This window comes from Bradyrhizobium sp. CCBAU 11386 (genome assembly GCF_028128955.1).
GTDB lineage: Bacteria > Pseudomonadota > Alphaproteobacteria > Rhizobiales > Xanthobacteraceae > Bradyrhizobium.
Window position 1 is genome coordinate 57,457 of the sequence record NZ_LBKA01000234.1, and the last position, 16,843, is coordinate 74,299.

Annotated in this window: 14 protein-coding genes; 5 read left to right on the forward strand and 9 right to left on the reverse strand. The window is 64.5% G+C overall.

Annotated elements, in window-relative coordinates:
- The first annotated feature begins 2 nt into the window (after nucleotides 1-2).
- Nucleotides 3-980 carry a type II secretion system F family protein gene (locus XI09_RS23810; protein WP_271569022.1) on the forward strand — a complete coding sequence of 326 codons (978 nt, stop codon included), beginning with the start codon at nucleotides 3-5 and terminating at the stop codon, nucleotides 978-980.
- Between the two features lie 9 nt (nucleotides 981-989).
- Nucleotides 990-1,964 carry a type II secretion system F family protein gene (locus tag XI09_RS23815; RefSeq protein ID WP_271569023.1) on the forward strand — a complete coding sequence of 325 codons (975 nt, stop codon included), beginning with the start codon at nucleotides 990-992 and terminating at the stop codon, nucleotides 1,962-1,964.
- Between the two features lie 61 nt (nucleotides 1,965-2,025).
- Here XI09_RS23815 and XI09_RS23820 read toward each other — a convergent pair whose 3' ends face one another.
- The 3 genes from XI09_RS23820 to XI09_RS23830 form a co-directional block, all read right to left on the reverse strand.
- On the reverse strand, nucleotides 2,026-2,838 hold the full coding sequence (locus XI09_RS23820) for a tetratricopeptide repeat protein (RefSeq protein ID WP_271569024.1): 813 nt from the start codon (nucleotides 2,836-2,838) through the stop codon (nucleotides 2,026-2,028).
- 95 nt (nucleotides 2,839-2,933) lie between these two features.
- A complete protein-coding gene (locus XI09_RS23825; RefSeq protein ID WP_271569025.1) occupies nucleotides 2,934-4,436 on the reverse strand; it encodes a metallophosphoesterase family protein in 1,503 nt (500 codons plus the stop codon).
- Nucleotides 4,437-4,731: 295 nt separating this feature from the next.
- Entirely contained in the window at nucleotides 4,732-4,935 is a 204-nt protein-coding gene (locus XI09_RS23830; RefSeq protein ID WP_092186689.1) for a hypothetical protein, read from the reverse strand.
- 204 nt (nucleotides 4,936-5,139) lie between these two features.
- Here XI09_RS23830 and XI09_RS23835 point away from each other — a divergent pair, with 204 nt between their 5' ends.
- Together XI09_RS23835 and XI09_RS23840 are read left to right on the forward strand one after the other, a co-directional pair.
- Nucleotides 5,140-6,513, forward strand: coding sequence for a leucyl aminopeptidase family protein (locus tag XI09_RS23835; protein ID WP_271569026.1), 1,374 nt, complete (start codon nucleotides 5,140-5,142; stop codon nucleotides 6,511-6,513).
- The gene (locus tag XI09_RS23840) at nucleotides 6,506-7,348 is read left to right on the forward strand and encodes a C40 family peptidase (RefSeq protein ID WP_271569027.1); all 843 of its coding nucleotides are present in this window, start codon (nucleotides 6,506-6,508) and stop codon (nucleotides 7,346-7,348) included. The genes XI09_RS23835 and XI09_RS23840 overlap by 8 nt, the downstream gene beginning before the upstream one ends.
- 6 nt (nucleotides 7,349-7,354) lie before the next feature.
- Here XI09_RS23840 and XI09_RS23845 read toward each other — a convergent pair whose 3' ends face one another.
- The 6 genes from XI09_RS23845 to XI09_RS23870 form a co-directional block, all read right to left on the reverse strand.
- The gene (locus tag XI09_RS23845; protein ID WP_271569028.1) at nucleotides 7,355-8,992 is read right to left on the reverse strand and encodes an ABC transporter ATP-binding protein; all 1,638 of its coding nucleotides are present in this window, start codon (nucleotides 8,990-8,992) and stop codon (nucleotides 7,355-7,357) included.
- Nucleotides 8,993-8,996: 4 nt separating this feature from the next.
- Complete coding sequence (locus XI09_RS23850; protein ID WP_271569029.1) at nucleotides 8,997-10,175, reverse strand: ABC transporter permease; 1,179 nt, start codon at nucleotides 10,173-10,175, stop codon at nucleotides 8,997-8,999.
- Nucleotides 10,175-11,284 (reverse strand): microcin C ABC transporter permease YejB, encoded by a 1,110-nt coding sequence (locus tag XI09_RS23855; protein ID WP_271569030.1) that lies wholly within the window; start codon nucleotides 11,282-11,284, stop codon nucleotides 10,175-10,177. Before XI09_RS23855 ends, XI09_RS23850 begins: the two co-directional genes overlap by 1 nt.
- A gap of 2 nt (nucleotides 11,285-11,286) precedes the next feature.
- On the reverse strand, nucleotides 11,287-13,173 hold the full coding sequence (locus XI09_RS23860; RefSeq protein WP_271569031.1) for an extracellular solute-binding protein: 1,887 nt from the start codon (nucleotides 13,171-13,173) through the stop codon (nucleotides 11,287-11,289).
- Between the two features lie 14 nt (nucleotides 13,174-13,187).
- Nucleotides 13,188-15,104 carry an extracellular solute-binding protein gene (locus XI09_RS23865; protein ID WP_271569032.1) on the reverse strand — a complete coding sequence of 639 codons (1,917 nt, stop codon included), beginning with the start codon at nucleotides 15,102-15,104 and terminating at the stop codon, nucleotides 13,188-13,190.
- Nucleotides 15,105-15,314: 210 nt separating this feature from the next.
- Entirely contained in the window at nucleotides 15,315-15,869 is a 555-nt protein-coding gene (locus tag XI09_RS23870; protein WP_271569033.1) for a c-type cytochrome, read from the reverse strand.
- Nucleotides 15,870-16,089: 220 nt separating this feature from the next.
- On the opposite strand from XI09_RS23870, the gene XI09_RS23875 reads away from it, so the two are divergent.
- Entirely contained in the window at nucleotides 16,090-16,830 is a 741-nt protein-coding gene (locus XI09_RS23875) for a 3-deoxy-manno-octulosonate cytidylyltransferase (RefSeq protein ID WP_271569034.1), read from the forward strand.
- Nucleotides 16,831-16,843 lie beyond the last annotated feature (13 nt).

The following is a 16,843-nucleotide window of genomic DNA, read 5'->3' on the forward strand; positions in this document are numbered from 1 at the left end:
CCATGAACATGCAGGTCCTCGCCCTCGCCTTCCTCGCTACCGCCGCTGTCGGCGGCGTCGCCTGGGTCTTCCTCTATCCGTTGCTGTCCGGGGAGCGGAAGGCGGAAAACCGCCGCGCCTCGATCGCGCGCGCCGACGCGCCCACGGCCAAGCAGACCGAAAAGAGCCAGCGCTCGCGCCGTGAGCAGGTCGAGACTTCGCTGAAGGATCTCGAGGCCCGACGTCAGCAGGAGAAGAGCGTTCCGCTCAGCGTCCGCCTGTCGCAGGCGGGGCTGGACTGGACGCCGCAGAAATTCTGGATCGCGTCCGCCGTCGTGGCGGGCGTGCTGTTCGCGGTTGCCATGTTCGTCGGTGGCGGCCTGCTCGGCGCCGCCGGCCTCGCCTTCGCCGGCGGCTTCGGCCTGCCGCGCTGGGCACTCGGCTTCCTGAAGAAGCGCCGCGAAAACAAATTCCTGGCGGCGCTGCCCGACGCCGTCGACGTGATCGTCCGCGGCATCAAGGCGGGCCTGCCGCTGTTCGAATCGATCAAGGTCGTCGCCGCCGATTCGCCCGAGCCGCTGCGCAGCGAGTTCCTGGCCATCATCGAGACACAGGCGATCGGCATGCCGCTCGGCGAAGCCTGCGCGCGCCTCTACGATCGCATGCCGCTGCCGGAAGCAAATTTCTTCGGCATCGTCATCTCGATCCAGCAGAAGTCGGGCGGCAACCTCTCCGAAGCGCTGGGCAACCTCTCCAAGGTGCTGCGCGACCGCAAGAAGATGAGGGAAAAGATCCAGGCGATGTCGATGGAGGCCAAGGCCTCGGCCGGCATCATCGGCTCGCTGCCGCCGATCGTGATGTTCCTCGTCTATCTCACGACGCCGCACTACATCTCCCTGCTGTGGACCCATCCTACCGGCCAGCTCATGCTGGTCGCTTGCGTCGTCTGGATGGCGATCGGCATCATGGTGATGAAGAAGATGATCAACTTCGATTTCTGACGGTGGCGTATGGTCGAATTTCTCGTTTCGAAACTGCATGACGTCCGCTTCATGACCATGCTGCTGGCGGCCATCGCCGCCAGCGCCACCGTCTATACGCTGGTGATGCCCCTGTTCGCCGGCGAGGGCCTCTCCAAGCGCATGAAGGCGGTGGCGAGCGAGCGCGAGCGGATCCGGCAGCGCGAGCGCGAGCGCCTCAACAAGAGCGAGAAGGTCTCGCTGCGCCAGACGCCGAAGCAGCTCGTCTCCAAGGTCGTCGAGGATTTCAACCTCACCAAATGGCTCGCGCAGGAAGCTGCCCGCGACAAGCTCATCATGGCCGGCTACCGCGGTCAGGCGCCGTACATCACCTTCCTGTTTGCGCGCATGGTCGCTCCGCTCGCCCTGTTCGTGGGCTCGGTCCTGTACGTGTTCCTGATCGCGCATATGGAGAAACCGATGCCGGTCAAGATCGGCATCTGCATCGGCGCCGCCTATCTCGGGCTTCAGGCCCCGATGCTGTTCCTCAAGAACGCGATCTCCAAGCGCCAGCTCTCGATCAAGCGCGCCTTTCCCGACGCGCTCGACCTGCTGCTGATCTGCATCGAATCCGGCATGTCGGTCGAAATGGCGTTCCGGAAAGTCGCCACCGAGATCGTCGGCCAGTCGATCGCGCTGTCGGAAGAGTTCACGCTGACCACCGCCGAGCTGTCCTATTTGCAGGACCGCAAGGTCGCCTATGAGAACCTGGCGCGGCGCACCGGGCTCGAGGGCGTCAAGTCGGTGTGTCTGGCGCTTCAGCAGGCGGAACGTTACGGCACTCCGCTCGGACATTCCCTGCGCGTCATGGCGCAGGAAAACCGCGACATGCGCATGAACGAGGCCGAGAAGAAGGCCGCCGCGCTGCCGCCGAAGCTGACGGTGCCGATGATCCTGTTCTTCCTGCCGGTGCTGTTCGTCGTCATTCTCGGGCCGACCGGCATCAAGATCTCCGAGATGCAATGACGTAAGACGCGGCCGCGCGCGGTTCGCGCGAGCGGCTTCAGGAGGAGACGATCAGGTCGGATCAGTCGGGCCGGCTGAGCGCTGCGACCGGAGTCCGCTTCGGCGTACCGCGCGGGGCTTCACTGCGGCTCAGCATTTCCTTCAGATAGGCGACATTGGCCGCGGCCTGTTCCGGCGGCAGGTCCGCCTTCACGATGGTTTCGGCTTCGGCAAAGCGGCCCTGGAGACCGACGACCAGGCCGAGATTTTGCCGCACCCGCGCGCTCGCGCGCGGCGAGGCGTAGGCCTGCCGCAACGCCTCTTCGGCCTTCGGCAGGTCCTTCGACAGCATGTAGGACAGGCCGACATTGGAGAGCACGGCGGGATCGCCCGGCGCGATCTTCAGCGCACTCGCATAATAGGAGCGCGCCTCCTCGTGACGGCCCATCTGATCGAGCGCCGTGCCCTGCACCGAGAGCAGGCGCCAGTCCGGATTGTCGGGAGAATGCGCTTTCGACAGCACGTCGAAGGCCTGCTGGAAATTGCCGTTGTCGGCGAGTGCACGGCCGTACTGGGCGAGCAGCGCCTTGTTGCCGGGATTGGCGATGGTCGCCTGCTCGAGGACGGCGACGGCCTGGGCGCGCTGGCCGTTGGCGCGCAAGGCCTGGCCATAGCCGAGCGCGGCCTCGGCATCCTTGGGATTGGCACGGTAACGCTCGCCATAGACTTCGGCGGCGCGCGCGGGATCGCTGGGAGGGGCCTCCGCGCGCGGCCCGATCGAGCCGGTGACGTCGGAGAGCTTTGACATTGCCGTGCAGCCGCCGAGGCTCATGGCCACCACCGCGACGAGCGAGGCAGATGCGAGAAGCCGGGCAGGACTGAACCGTTGACGCATGACGCTTTCACTCTCGAGCGGATGGATCGAGCCGAACGCGCCAGCAATAGACTGTTAACCCTAATGGCCGGTTAACGCCGGGATGCCTGCGCTCCTCACGGCGGCGTCTGCGGCGGCACCTCCCCGCCGAGACCGAGGTCGAGGCCGAGCGCCTTCACCTGCTCGTTCAGGTCCCGCAGCAATTGCAGCCTTTGCCGCGCCTGCGCCTCGACATCGACGTCCGTGCACGGCATCCCGGGCCATTCGCGCCGGAGGTCGTCGCGATTGACCAGACGCTTCGCCCGGAGCTCGTCAAGCCGAAGCGGATCGATGCCGAGCACGCCGGCGGATTGCCCGATCAGCCGGCGCAGCAGCACGGTCACCGCGGCAACCGCGTCGGCCTCATGCTTGCGCCCGAACCTCGAGAACTTGCCGTCGAGATCGGCCCAGACATGGGATGTGACGAGATAGGCGTGGAGCGCATTCGCCCAGTCCGGCTCGCCGTCGGCATAGAATGCGCGACGCATCAGAAGCCGGCGAGCCAATGCGGCGGCCTGATCCCGCTTCAACGTCGCGATTGAAGCGATCTCGATTGCCGACTGGACGGCCGGGTCGCGGGAATAATCCCGCCCTGCCGGCAACCAGATGATGCCGCCGGGCAGATTCGAATCGAGCAGGCGGAAGCCGCCATCGTTGCGGGGCCGCGAATAGCGCGCGATCGCAAATCCGTGTTCGGAGTTGCCTGCAGGGGACATTGGACCGAAATGGACGATGTTGAAGCCGGCATCGTCGCCGCCCTGCCCGGTCGAGGACGGACAGGACAGCACGTAGATCGTGCGCCAGAACGCGTCATCGCCCTTGCTCCGCGTCGCACGCGGATCCGGAATCGAATAGCGGGTCAGCCCCTCGACATGCCGGTGACCATGCAGGACCAGATCGACGTTGAGCGAGGTGGCGGCTTCGAGGAAGGTCGCGGGCGCGGCGAGATACATCAGCGGCTCGTCCGGGGCGCCGAGAAAGCGCTTTCCTTCGCCGGTCGCCTGCGGCAGCGGATGATGGTGCAGCGCCAGCACCCGCACGAGGTTGTCCGCCGGCTCGGCGTAATCGGCGCGTCCGGCCGATCCAAGGCTGCCCGCGAGCTCGACACTCAGCCGGGCGGAATCCGCAACCATGGCGTTGTAGGCGCCTTGGTCGATATTGCCGCTCGCAAGCGTCGTGAGGCTCGCGCGGTTGGAATCCAGCAGCACCAGATCGAGGCCGGCCTGACGGTAATAGACGCTCTTCGAGGTCCGCGGCAGATGCAGGTAGTCATAGACGTCGTGGCGGCCCGCGCGCTGGCTCGGACGCTTGGCGTCGTGATTGCCGGCAATCGCCTGGATGTCGGTGAACACACGACTCTGCCGGAAGGACGCGATGACGGCGAGCGCTTCGTCGAGCGCGCGCGGCGTCGGGTCGTCCACGAGATCGCCTGTGATCAGCAGGATGCGATCGGGAACATCCGCGAAGGCCGCCATCCTCTCGCGCAGAGCGGCGCTCAGGGTCTCGATCGTCGCAAGCAGCCGCCCTGACCCGTCCAGATGCAGGTCGGAAATCTGCGCAATAACGAACGATCTATCCATCTTGCGCCGCTCGTTGCGAATGCTGCGCCGCCTAATACGATGAGAGAAATGCCTTCGACGAACGGTTCAGACCGGTCTCGGCCCGAGCAAGGACGAACCCCGGGGCAAGTATCAACCGCGTGCCATTGCGTTCCTGCACTCGATGCGTGCAGAGCCGAGCGGCACAATCTAAAATATCCGCCGATAATGCCACAACCACAGCGCTAGTAAAGCCCTGCGGCCGCGCGCGCGTGAACGGCAGTTCTCAGCATGGATGGATACGAGATCTGCCCGTCGCCGGTTTCGGCTCCCCAGATCAATATTCGATGGCAAGCCGCTTGCGGATTTCGTCGACGCGCTTGTCGAGCGCATCGAAGCGCGCGTGTACGGAGCGGTCGTGGAGATAGAAGACGTAGCCGCCGGCAAGGAACGCGAAGATCCAATGATGATGGTCGACATAGCTGAAAATCGCCTCGACGGCCTGGCCGATGAATGTGACCATGCTCCACACGACGTCCATTGCATTTCCTCCCGGCAGGCTTCGCCTTCGGCCGCCGGCGATCCGTTTACACCTGGCGGCCGTTGCCGGAACCTAGCATGGCCCCCGTGCTGCGAGTAGCGGCTCGCTCCAGGGTGACGGCAAAGCCGATTGCGGCCACGGCAAAACTCTGCGAAGTCTCGTTCATCCGCATAACCAGCCTGATCTGACGACCCGGACCCGCCAATGCCTTTTGTCTTCGAGACGTCGCCGACCGCCATCCCGATCACCTTCGTCACCAAGTCGAGCTGGGATCAGGTCGCCGAGACGCTGCCGCCGGCGCAACGCCAGTTCGCCACGGCGAGCGCCTTCGCCGCCAAGCCGGGCGGCTATCTTGCCCTGCCCGCCCCCGACGGTGCGATCGCGCAGGTGCTGTTCGGCCTCGAGGACGAGGGCGCAAGATCCCGCGACCTGTTCCGGCCGGGCGCCCTGCCCGGCCTGCTGCCGCCGGGCACTTATCGCTTTGCCAATGCACCGCACGATGCACGGCTCGCCGCACTCGCCTTCGCGCTCGGCAGCTACCGCTTCGCCCGCTACCGCAAGGCGGATAGCCCCGATGTCCGTCTGGTGCCGCCTGACGGCGTCGACGCGATCGAGATCAGCCGCATGGCGGAGGCCGCGATGCTGGCGCGCGACCTCATCAACACGCCGTCCAACGACATGGGGCCGGAAGAACTCGCCGCAGCCGCGCAAGAACTCGCCAGCGAATTCGGTGCGAGCTTCGCCTGCACCATCGGCGAGGATCTGAGGACAGATTTTCCGCTGATCCACGCCGTCGGCATGGCCTCGGACCGCGCGCCGCGGCTGATTGACATCGGCTGGGGCGATCCCGCCCATCCCAAGGTGACGCTGGTCGGCAAGGGCGTGTGCTTCGACACCGGCGGGCTCGACCTGAAGCCGTCGAGCGGCATGCTGATCATGAAGAAGGACATGGGTGGCGCGGCCAACGTTCTGGCGCTCGCGCGCATGGTGATGGACGCGAAGCTGAAGCTCCGGCTGCGCGTGCTGATTCCGGCGGTCGAGAATGCGGTCGCTGGCAATGCCTTCCGCCCGCTCGACATTTTTACATCGCGCAAGGGCATCACGGTCGAGATCGGCAATACGGACGCCGAAGGCCGGCTCGTGCTCGCCGACGCACTGGCGCTCGCCGACGAGGAGAAGCCCGACCTGCTGATCGATCTCGGCACGCTGACCGGCGCGGCACGCGTCGCGCTGGGGCCGGATTTACCACCCTTTTACACCAATGATGAGATGCTTGCCGCCGACGTCGCGCGCTGCGCCGTCAAGGAGAACGATCCGCTGTGGCGCATGCCGCTGTGGCCGGCTTACGATTCCTGGCTGGACTCCAAGACCGCCACCATCACCAACGCACCGTCGGGCGGCTTTGCCGGCTCGATTACCTGTGCGCTGTTCCTGCAACGCTTCGTCGAGCAGGCAAAGAGCTGGCTGCATGTCGACATCTATGGCTGGACGCCGTCAGCGAAGCCTGCGCGCCCCGAAGGCGGCGAATGCCAGGCCGCGCGCGCCATCTACACATTGCTGAGCGAGCGCTATGCATGATCCGCGAGTAACGCCGGCGCGGGCCGACCTCGCCGCCAAATATCTCGAAGGCAAGGTGCAGGCGGAGCGCTTCGTCACCGGCGAGGAATTCGAGGTGACGGAGGCGATTGCAGCGGTGCGCGAGCAGCCGTCCTCGGGCGCGATGCTGATGACGGAGGCGCTGCGCGGCGAGCGCGTCACGGTCTACGATCGCAATGGCGAGGGCTGGGCCTGGGGCCAGCTTGGCGGTGACGGCTATGTCGGCTGGCTTCCCGATGCGGCGCTGATGAAGCCGACGGCCGCCCCGACGCACAAGGTCAGCGCGCTCAGGACCTTTGCCTTTCCCGGTCCCTCGATCAAGCTGCCGCCAGCCGGCACGCTCGTGATGGGATCGAAGCTCGCGGTGGCCCGCGAGGACGGCGGCTTCGCGGTGACGCGCGACGGAGCCTATCTGCCGAAGGCGCATCTCGTCCCGCTCGATCATCGCGAGCCGGACTTCGTCGTGGTGGCCGAACGCTTCGTCGGCACGCCCTATCTCTGGGGCGGCAAGAGCAGCCTCGGCATCGACTGCTCGGGCCTCGTGCAGGTGTCGCTGACGGCGGCCGGCACCGGCTGCCCGCGCGACAGCGACATGCAGCAGGCCGGCCTTGGACGCGCTCTGGAGCCGCATGAGCGAAGCAAGCTGCAACGCGGCGATCTGATCTTCTGGAAGGGCCATGTCGCCATCGTGCGCGACGCCGGCACCATGGTTCACGCCAACGCGCATCATATGGCGACGGTGATCGAGCCGATCGAACCGGCGATCGCGCGAATCAAGCAGGCCGGCAGCGAAGTCGTGGCGATCAAGCGGCTGTAACGAAAGCTACGTCGCCACCGATCCATTCCCGGCCGTCTCCAGCCGGAACGCCGCCGCGAACAGCGCGCGCGTGTAATCGCTCTTCGGGTTCTTGAACAGCTCGGCCGCCTGGCCCTCCTCGACCACCTTGCCGCCGCGCATCACGATCAGATGGCTGGCAAGCGAGGCGACGACGCGCAAATCGTGCGAGATGAACATGTAGGTGAGATCGCGCTTGCGCTGGAGCTCGCGCAACAGATCGACCATCTGCGCTTGGAACAGCATGTCGAGCGCGCTGGTCGGCTCGTCCAGCACCACGAAATCCGGCTCCAGCACCACCGCGCGCGCGATGCTGATGCGCTGGCGCTGGCCGCCGGAGAACTCATGCGGGTAGCGGTAGCGGGTGTCGGGCTTCAGCCCGACATCCTCGAGCGCCTTGACGACGCGCTCCTCGCGTTCCTCGCGCGACAGTTTCGGCTGATGCACGGAGAGGCCTTCGGCGATGATGTCGGCGACCGACATGCGCGGACTGAGCGAGCCGAACGGATCCTGGAACACGATCTGCATGTCGCGCCGGAAGGGCCGCATCTCCTTGAAGCGCAGGCCCTGGATGTCTTTCCCCAGGAACACGATGCGCCCGTTCGAGGAGATCAGCCGCAGCAGCGCAAGCCCCAGCGTGGTCTTGCCTGAGCCGGATTCACCGACGACGCCGAGCGTCTCGCCCTTGCGCACGGCGACGCTGACGCCGTCGACCGCCTTGATGTGGCCAACCGTCTTGCGCATCAAGCCGCGCTTGATCGGAAACCACACTTTCAGGTCGTCGGCCGACATCACCACCGGCGCACCCGGCTGCGGCGGCGCGGGATCCGGCTTCGGCTCGGCCGCGAGCAGGTCGCGCGTGTAGGGATGCTTCGGCGTCTTGAACACCTGCTCGACCGGCCCCTGCTCGACGATCTCGCCGCTCTTCATGACGCAGACGTGGTCGGCGATGCGGCGCACGATGCCGAGATCATGGGTGATGAAGAGCAGGCTCATGCCGAGCCGCGCGCGGATCTCGGCGAGCAGCGCCAGGATCTGCGCCTGCACGGTGACGTCGAGCGCCGTGGTCGGCTCGTCCGCGATCAGCAGGTCGGGCTCGTTGGCGAGCGCCATCGCGATCATCACGCGCTGACGCTGGCCTCCGGAGAGCTGGTGCGGATAGCTGTTGAGGCGCGTCTCCGGATCGGGGATGCCGACCTGGGTCAGCAGCTCCAGCGTCCGCTTGCGCGCCACCGCGTTGCTGGTCGGATTATGCAGCTGGATGATCTCGCCGATCTGCGCCTCGATCGTGTGCAGCGGGTTGAGCGAGGTCATCGGCTCCTGGAAGATGATGGAGATGTCGCTGCCGCGGACCTCCCGCATCTGCTGCTCGGACTGGTCGATCAGCTCCTGTCCCTTGAAGCGGATGCTTCCCGAGGGGTGCGAGGCGTTCGGATAGGGCAGCAGCTTCAGGATCGAGAGCGCGCTCACGGACTTGCCGGAGCCGGATTCGCCGACCAGCGCCAGGCATTCGCCGCGCTTGATCTGGAACGAGACCTTGTCGACCGCGAGTGTCGTGGCACCACCCTGGTGGAAGGCCACCGAAAGGTCGCGCACGGCAAGCAGGGGCTGATTGATCGCGTCCATTGGCCTACCTGAACGTCTTGCGCGGATCGAAGGCGTCGCGCACGGCTTCGCCGATGAAGATCAACAGCGACAGCATGATCGCGACCGAGAAGAAGCCGGAGAAACCGAGCCACGGCGCCTGCACGTTGGACTTGGCCTGCGACAGCAGCTCGCCGAGCGAGGGGGAGCCGGGCGGCAGGCCGAAGCCAAGGAAGTCGAGTGCCGTCAACGTCATCACCGACGAGGAGACGATGAACGGCAGGAACGTCATGGTAGCGACCATCGCGTTCGGCAGCAGGTGTCGGAACATGATGACCGGGTTGGAGACGCCGAGCGCCCGCGCGGCCTGGATGTATTCGAAGTTGCGCCCGCGCAGGAACTCGGCCCGCACGAGACCGACCAGCGAGACCCAGGAGAACAGCAGCAGGATGCCGAGAAGTACGAAGAAGCCCGGCACGAGGACCGAGGACAGGATCAAGAGAAGGTAGAGCGAGGGAATTGCCGTCCATATCTCGATGAAGCGCTGGAAGATGAGATCGACCCGGCCGCCGAAATAGCCCTGCACCGCTCCCGCTGCGATGCCGATGACGGATGAGATGATCGTGAGGCAGAGGCCGAACAGCACCGAGATGCGGAAGCCATAGATCAGCCGCGCCACCACGTCGCGCCCCTGATCGTCCGTACCCAGCCAGTTGTATTCGAGGTCGCGGCAGCTCTTCAGCCCCTTCTTCTCGACGACAAGCTTGCACTGCGCTTCGGTCAGCATCCAGGTCGGTGGCGATGGCGCCGGCGTCGGCAAGTCGAGATTGTGGGTGTCGTAGGAATAGCGGATCAGGGGCCAGACGATGGCGCCGCCCTTGTCCTTGATGAGCTTCTGCAAGTAGGGGTCGCGGTAGTCGGCCGCCGTCTCGAAATCGCCGCCGAAGGTGGTTTCCGAATAGGTCACGAAGGCAGGCCAATAGAGACGGCCGTCGAATTTGACCAGGAAAGGCCGATCGTTGGCGATCAGCTCGGCGAACAACGAGACCACGAACAGGGCGATGAATATCCAGAACGACCAGTAGCCGCGGCGGTTGGCCTTGAAATTCTGCCATCGCCGCCTGTTCAGCGGCGAAGGGACGAACGGCTTGCGCGTGATCGGAACGACCTCGCCCAGCGGAGACTGGGTCGTGGTTTCGATCGGCGTCGGCGCGATAACCGTCATCAGACCTCCCGCGCCTCGAAATCGATCCGGGGGTCGATCCACATATAGGTCAGGTCGGAGATCAGGTTGATCACGAGGCCGACCAACGAAAAGATGTAGAGCGTGCCGAACACCACGGGATAGTCGCGGTTGAGCACGCTCTCGAAGCTCAGCAGCCCGAGCCCGTCCAGCGAGAAGATGGTCTCGATCAGAAGCGAGCCTGAGAAGAAGGCGTGGATGAAGGTCCCGGGGAACCCGGCGATCACGATCAGCATCGCATTGCGGAAAACGTGGCCGTAAAGCACCCGCCCCTCGCTGCAGCCCTTGGCGCGCGCGGTCATGACGTATTGCTTGCGAATCTCGTCCAGGAACGAATTCTTGGTCAGGAACGTCATGGTGGTGAACGCGCCGAGCCCCATGGCGATCAGCGGCAGCGTCAGATGCCAGAAATAATCGAGGATCTTCCAGTACCAGGGAAACTGCGACCAGCCGTCCGAAGTCAGTCCGCGCAGCGGGAACCAGTTAAAGAAGGAGCCGCCGGCAAACAGGATGATGAGGAGGATTGCGAACAGAAAGCCGGGAATGGCATAGCCCAGCACGAGAATGCTCGACGTCCAGGTGTCAAACCGCGTGCCGTCCTTCACGGCCTTGCGGATGCCGAGCGGGATCGAGATCAGATAGGTGATCAGCGTCAGCCAGATGCCGAGCGAGATCGAGACCGGCAGCTTCTCCTTGATCAGCTGAATCACGCTGACGTCGCGAAAATAGCTCTTGCCGAAATCGAAGCGGGCGAAATTCCACACCATCAGCGCAAAGCGTTCCGGTGCCGGCTTGTCGAAGCCGAATTGCGCCTCCAGCTTCTTGATGAAATCAGGATCGAGCCCCTGCGCGCCGCGATATTTCGAGTTGATGGCATCGCCACCGGCGCCGACCTGTCCCGGGGCCCGCTGCGCAAAATCGCTACCGCCTGAAATGCGCGAAGTGCCGCCGGTATCGGCGCCGGAGAGCTGCGCGATCACGCGCTCGACCGGACCGCCAGGCGCGAACTGCACGACGACGAAGGAGACGAAGAGGATTCCGAGCAATGTCGGGATCATCAGGAGGATGCGGCGGGCGATATACGCGCTCATGATTATTTCGCCTGCTCGAGCTTGGCGGCCTTGGCGGGTTCATGCCACCAAATGTCGGGCGCGCCGACGCCGTTGGCATAACGCGGCAGCTTCTGCGGATGACTGAACTGATCCCAATAAGCAAGCCGGTGCGTCTTGTTATACCATTGCGGCACCCAATAGCGGCCGGCGCGGAACAGGCGGTCGAAGGCGCGGCAGGCGATCGTGAGGTCCTCACGGTTGTCGGCCGCCATGATTTTCTCGATCATGGCGTCGATGGCCGGGCTGGCGACGCCCGCGAGATTGTACGAGCCCTTGGTCGCGGCGACCTGCGAAGAAAAGAATGCGCGCATGGCATCGCCCGGCGTCGCCGACATGCTGAAACGCTGGATCGTCATGTCGAAGTCGAAATCCTCCTGGCGCGCCTTGTGCTGCACGGCATCGACGAGGCGCACGCTCGCTTCGATGCCGAGCGTGCCCAGGTTCTTGATGTAGGGCGCATGGTGCGGCTGGAAGGAGGGCTCGTCCAGCAGGAACTCGATCCTGAAGACCTCGCCGTTCGGCAGCACCCGTTTGCCGTCCTTGATCGGCACGCCGGCCTCGCTCAGCAACTGCTGCGCCTTGCGCAACAGGCTTCGATCCTGCCCGGAGCCGTCCGAGACCGGCGGCGTGAACGGTGCGGCGAACACTTCATCGGGAACCTGACCGCGAAACGGCTCCAGCAGCTTCAGCTCTTCCGGCGAAGGAGCGCTGTCGCCCGCCATGAGATCGGAGTTTTGGAATGGCGATACCGTACGGGCATAGGCGCCGTACATAATGGTCTTGTTGGTCCATTCGAAGTCGAAGGCATTGATCAGGGCCTCGCGCACGCGCGGGTCTTTGAACTTCTCGCGCCGCATGTTGATGAACCAACCTTGCGCGCCGGACGGCGTGTCGTCGGGTACGATTTCGAGCTTGACGCGCTTGTCCTTCACGGCCGGAAAGTCGTAGCGCGTCGCCCAGATGCGGGAGGTGAACTCTTCGCGGTAGAGATAACTCTTGCCGGTAAAACCCTCGAAGGCGACATCGCGGTCGCGATAGAACTCATAGCGCACGATGTCGAAATTGTAGCTGCCGCGGCAGGGCGGCAGATCGGCCGCCCACCAGTCCTTCACCCGCTCGTATTCGATGTAACGATTGACCTCGAACCTGCCGACCTTGTAGGGACCCGAGCCCAGCGGAATCTCCAGCGACGTTTCGTCGAACGGACGAGACGCATAGTAAGCCTTCGAGAAGATCGGCAGGCTCGCGACATAGAGCGGCACGTCGCGCGCGCGTCCCTTGGCAAAGGTGACGACCAGCGTCGCGTCGTCGATCGCCTCCGCGCTGACCATGTCACGCATCTGCACGATGATCAGCGGATGTCCCTTGGATTTCAGCGCCGTCAGCGAAAACGCCGCGTCGTGGGCGGTGAGCTTCGTGCCGTCGTGGAATTTCGCCTCGGGCCGCATCGTGAAGCGATAGACCAGCCTGTCCGGCGATATCCGCACGGATTTGGCGGCAAGCCCGTACATCGCGTCCGGCTCGTCATTCGCGCGCACCATCAGCGGCACAAACGTCATGTCCATGCCCTGCGCGCCGTCGCCCTTCAGAATGAAGGCGTTGAGCGAGTTGAAGGTCTGGTAGGACTGATTGTAGGCGCGCACCGACGGGATGAGGGAGAACGTGCCGCCCTTCGGCGCATCCAGATTGACATAGTCGAAATGGTGGAAGTCGGCGGGATATTTGAGATCGCCGAAGGCCGAGATGCCGTGGGCCTCGGTCCCCGCCTCCGATGCGCGCGCGCCGCGTAACAGCGGTGCGCCAATGGACGCACCGAGGGCACCGCCGGCACCCAAAGCCAGCACATGGCGGCGTGACATCTGCGTCATGCGGGAAATGTCCTTCACGACTTCTTTGCGATCCGTGCCGCCTTGTCTGCGTCGTACCACCAGATGAAGGGGAAGCCGGACTGACCGTATCTGGGCAATTCCGACGGCCGGCCGAAGCGGTCCCAGCGCGCGGTGCGCACCTTGGTATAGGTCCACTGCGGCACGACGTAGTGATTCCACAGCAGCACGCGGTCGAGCGCCTTGGTCGCAGCGACGAGATCGTCGCGATCCCTGGCGTAGATCACCCGCTCGATCAGCTTGTCGATCGCCGGATTCTTGATGCCGGCAATGTTGCGCGAGCCGGCGATGCCGGCCGTCTTGGACGACCAGAATTCGCGTTGCTCGTTGCCCGGCGACTGCGACTCGCCCCATGAGTTGGTGACGACGTCGAAATCCCAGTCGCGCGTCCTGTTCTCGTATTGCGTCGGATCGACCGTCCGCACGCTGACGGCGATGCCGAGCCGCTCCAGCGACGGCTTGTAGAACAGCGTGATCCGCTCAAAGCTCGGATCGGAATTCAGCAATTCCAGCGAGAACTGCGTACCGGTCTTGATGTCGATCAGCTTGCGGTCGCGCACCTCATAGCCGGCCTCCTTGAACAGGCGCAGCGCCTCACGCAGATTGTCGCGCACGGCTTCCGGACTGCCGCCGACCGGATTGGTGTAGGCCGTCGTGAAGACTTCGGGCGGCACTTCGGCGCGGACGGTCTCGAGGATTTCGAGCTCCTTCCCCTGCGGCAAGCCGGTCGCCATGAGCTCGTCGATACCGTCGAAATAGCTGGTGATGCGCTTGTATTGACCGTAGAAGATCTGCTTGTTCATCTCTTCGAAGTCGAACGCGTAGTTGAGCGCACGGCGAACGCGGGGATCGCTGAACTTGGCGCGGCGCAGGTTCGGCACGAAGGCTTGCATCACGCCCGAGCTGCGATTGGCGAACTCTTCGAGGATCACGCGCTTTTCGCTCACGGCCGGGAAGTCGTAGGCGGTCGCCCAGTTCTTGGCGCTGTTCTCGGTGCGCCAATCGACCTGGTCGGCCTTGAAAGCCTCGATCGCGACGGTGGCGTCGCGGAAATACTCGTAGCGCAGCTCGTCGAAATTGTTGCGGCCCACATTGGCGGGCAGGTCGCGGCCCCAATAGTCCTTGACGCGCTCCAGCGCGATCGACCGTCCGGCAACGAATTCCTTGACCTTGTAGGGGCCGGAGCCAAGCGGCACTTCGAGCGTGGTGGCGGAAACATCGCGCTTGCGGCCCTGCGCGTCCGTTCCCTCCCACCAATGCTTCGGCAGGACCGTGAGCTGCCCGACAATCTGCGGCAGCTCGCGGTTGCCCGGCGCGTCGAACACGAATTTCACCTCGCGCTCGCCGACCTTCTCGGCCTTCACCACATGACTGTAGTACGCCGAGTACATCGGATGGTGCTTCTTGAAGGAATCGAGCGAGAAGATCACGTCATCCGGGGTGACCGGCTTGCCGTCATGCCATTTGGCTTGCGACCGCAAACGATAGGTGACGAACGAGAAATCGTCCGAATGGCTGACGGCTTCGGCCAGCGCGCCGTATTCGGTCGAGACTTCGTCGAGCGCCGGCGTCAGCAGGGATTCGTAGATGAATGCGACGGCGCCGGCGACCTGCCCCTTCACACCGGAGACGACGATGTTGAAATTGTCGAACGTGCCGACGGCGATCTGGCGCGCGACCCCGCCCTTGGGCGCTTCCGGATTGACGTAGTCGAAGCGCTTGAAGTCAGCGGGGTACTTGACCTTTCCGAACAGCGACAACGCATGGCGCCAAGGGGGCGCACTTGAAGCCGCTTCTGCGGCCGATTGCGCCGCGGCCGCGCCGACGACGGGAACGCCCGCTACGGAACCGAGGGCGGGGAGCGCTGCGGCCGCAGTGCCGGTGAGCAGGAGATCGCGTCGGGTAATGGCCAAATCAACATTCCTGTCTTGAAGGAGGCTACTCCTTTAAGTTCCCAATATAGGCGAGGTTTCGACGGAATATGTTGCTTTTTCCTCATCTTGGAAGCCCGCCCCGCCATTCGCTGCGGCCAAAGGTCCCGATAACGACCTCGCGAGGCCCGGATAAGCAAACGGCCAGGCTTTTCAGCCTGGCCGCATCTTCCAAGACGGGTTTTTGAGACCTTACTTCGACGCCGTCGGCAGCGGCTTGGGATGCTCCGACAGCGAATTCAGATAGGCGATGACATCGGCGCGCTCGGAATCCTTGGGAATGCCGGCGAAGCCCATCGCAGTGCCCGGGATGAAGCCCTTCGGATTGGCGATGAACTTGTTGAGGTCGTCGAACGTCCAGGTGCCGCCCTTGCCCTTCATGGCCGCCGAGAAGTTGAAGCCATTGCGACCCTCGCCCCGAGCCTCGCCGACGACGCCATAGAGGTTCGGACCGACGCGATTCGGGCCGCCCTTCTCGAAGGTGTGGCAGGCGCCGCACTTCTTGGCGGCGGCAGCGCCCTTCTCGACGGAAGCGGTCTGGAGCAGCTTTTCGATCGGCTCGGAGGCCGCAGCGGCGGCGCCGCCTTCCCTGCCATGGCCAGCATCTTCCTTCACGGCGATCTCAAAGCCCGGCTTTTCCGGCATCTTGGGCGAGAACAGCGCACTCGCGGTGAAGCTCGTCACCAGCAGTATCAGACAGGTGCCGAGCACGGCACCGAGAATTTTATTGAGTTCGAAAGAGTCCATTTCCGGCCAGGCCCCACACCGCTGAGAAGGATTGAGCGGCCGGGCGGCCGCCAGGACGAGCCTCAGGAGAATCACACGTTCCTTGTCTTTCCCCCGAGTTTTGCCATTGAGATATCGGTTTGCCCGGGGTCTGGCAACCCGTATAAGCGACCCGGCTTTGAACCCGTCCCCACCCCATTTCTCGGCGCGGAAAACGCCCCATTTCCAGGCCCTTGACCCGATGACCGATCCCCGCATCCTGGTACTGATCCCGGCCCGCATGGCCGCTACCCGCCTGCCCGGCAAGCCGCTCGCCGACATCGCGGGCCTGCCGATGATCGTGCATGTGCTGCGCCGCGCCGAGGCTGCCGGCATCGGCCGGGTCGCGGTGGCAACCGACACGCCGGAGATCGCGTCCGTCGTATCAGCCCATGGCGGCGAGGCCGTGATGACCCGCGCCACGCACCCCTCCGGCTCCGACCGCATCCACGAGGCGATGCAGAAGCTCGATCCCGAAGGCAAGGCCGAGATCGTGATCAATCTCCAGGGCGATTTCCCGACGATCACGCCGCAGACCATCCGCGAGGTGTTGCCGCCGTTTGCCGACCCCGCGGTCGACATCGTGACTCTGGCCTCGCAGATCCACACCGAGGAAGAGGACCTCGCGCCGAGCGTCGTGAAGGCCGTTGGTTCGCCGATCGGGCCGCGGCGGCTGCGGGCACTATATTTCACCCGCGCCACGGCCCCTTACGGCAACGGACCGCGTTACCATCACATCGGCCTTTACGCCTACCGCCGCGCTGCGCTGGAGCGGTTCGTGTCACTGCCGCCTTCGCCCCTGGAGCGTCAGGAGAGCCTGGAACAGCTCCGGGCGGTGGAAGCCGGCATGCGCATCGACATCATCATCGTCGACAGCGTGCCCCGCGGCGTCGACACGCCGCCCGATCTCGAAACCGTCCGCAGCATCCTTTCCAAATCCTGAGCCGCTGCTACAA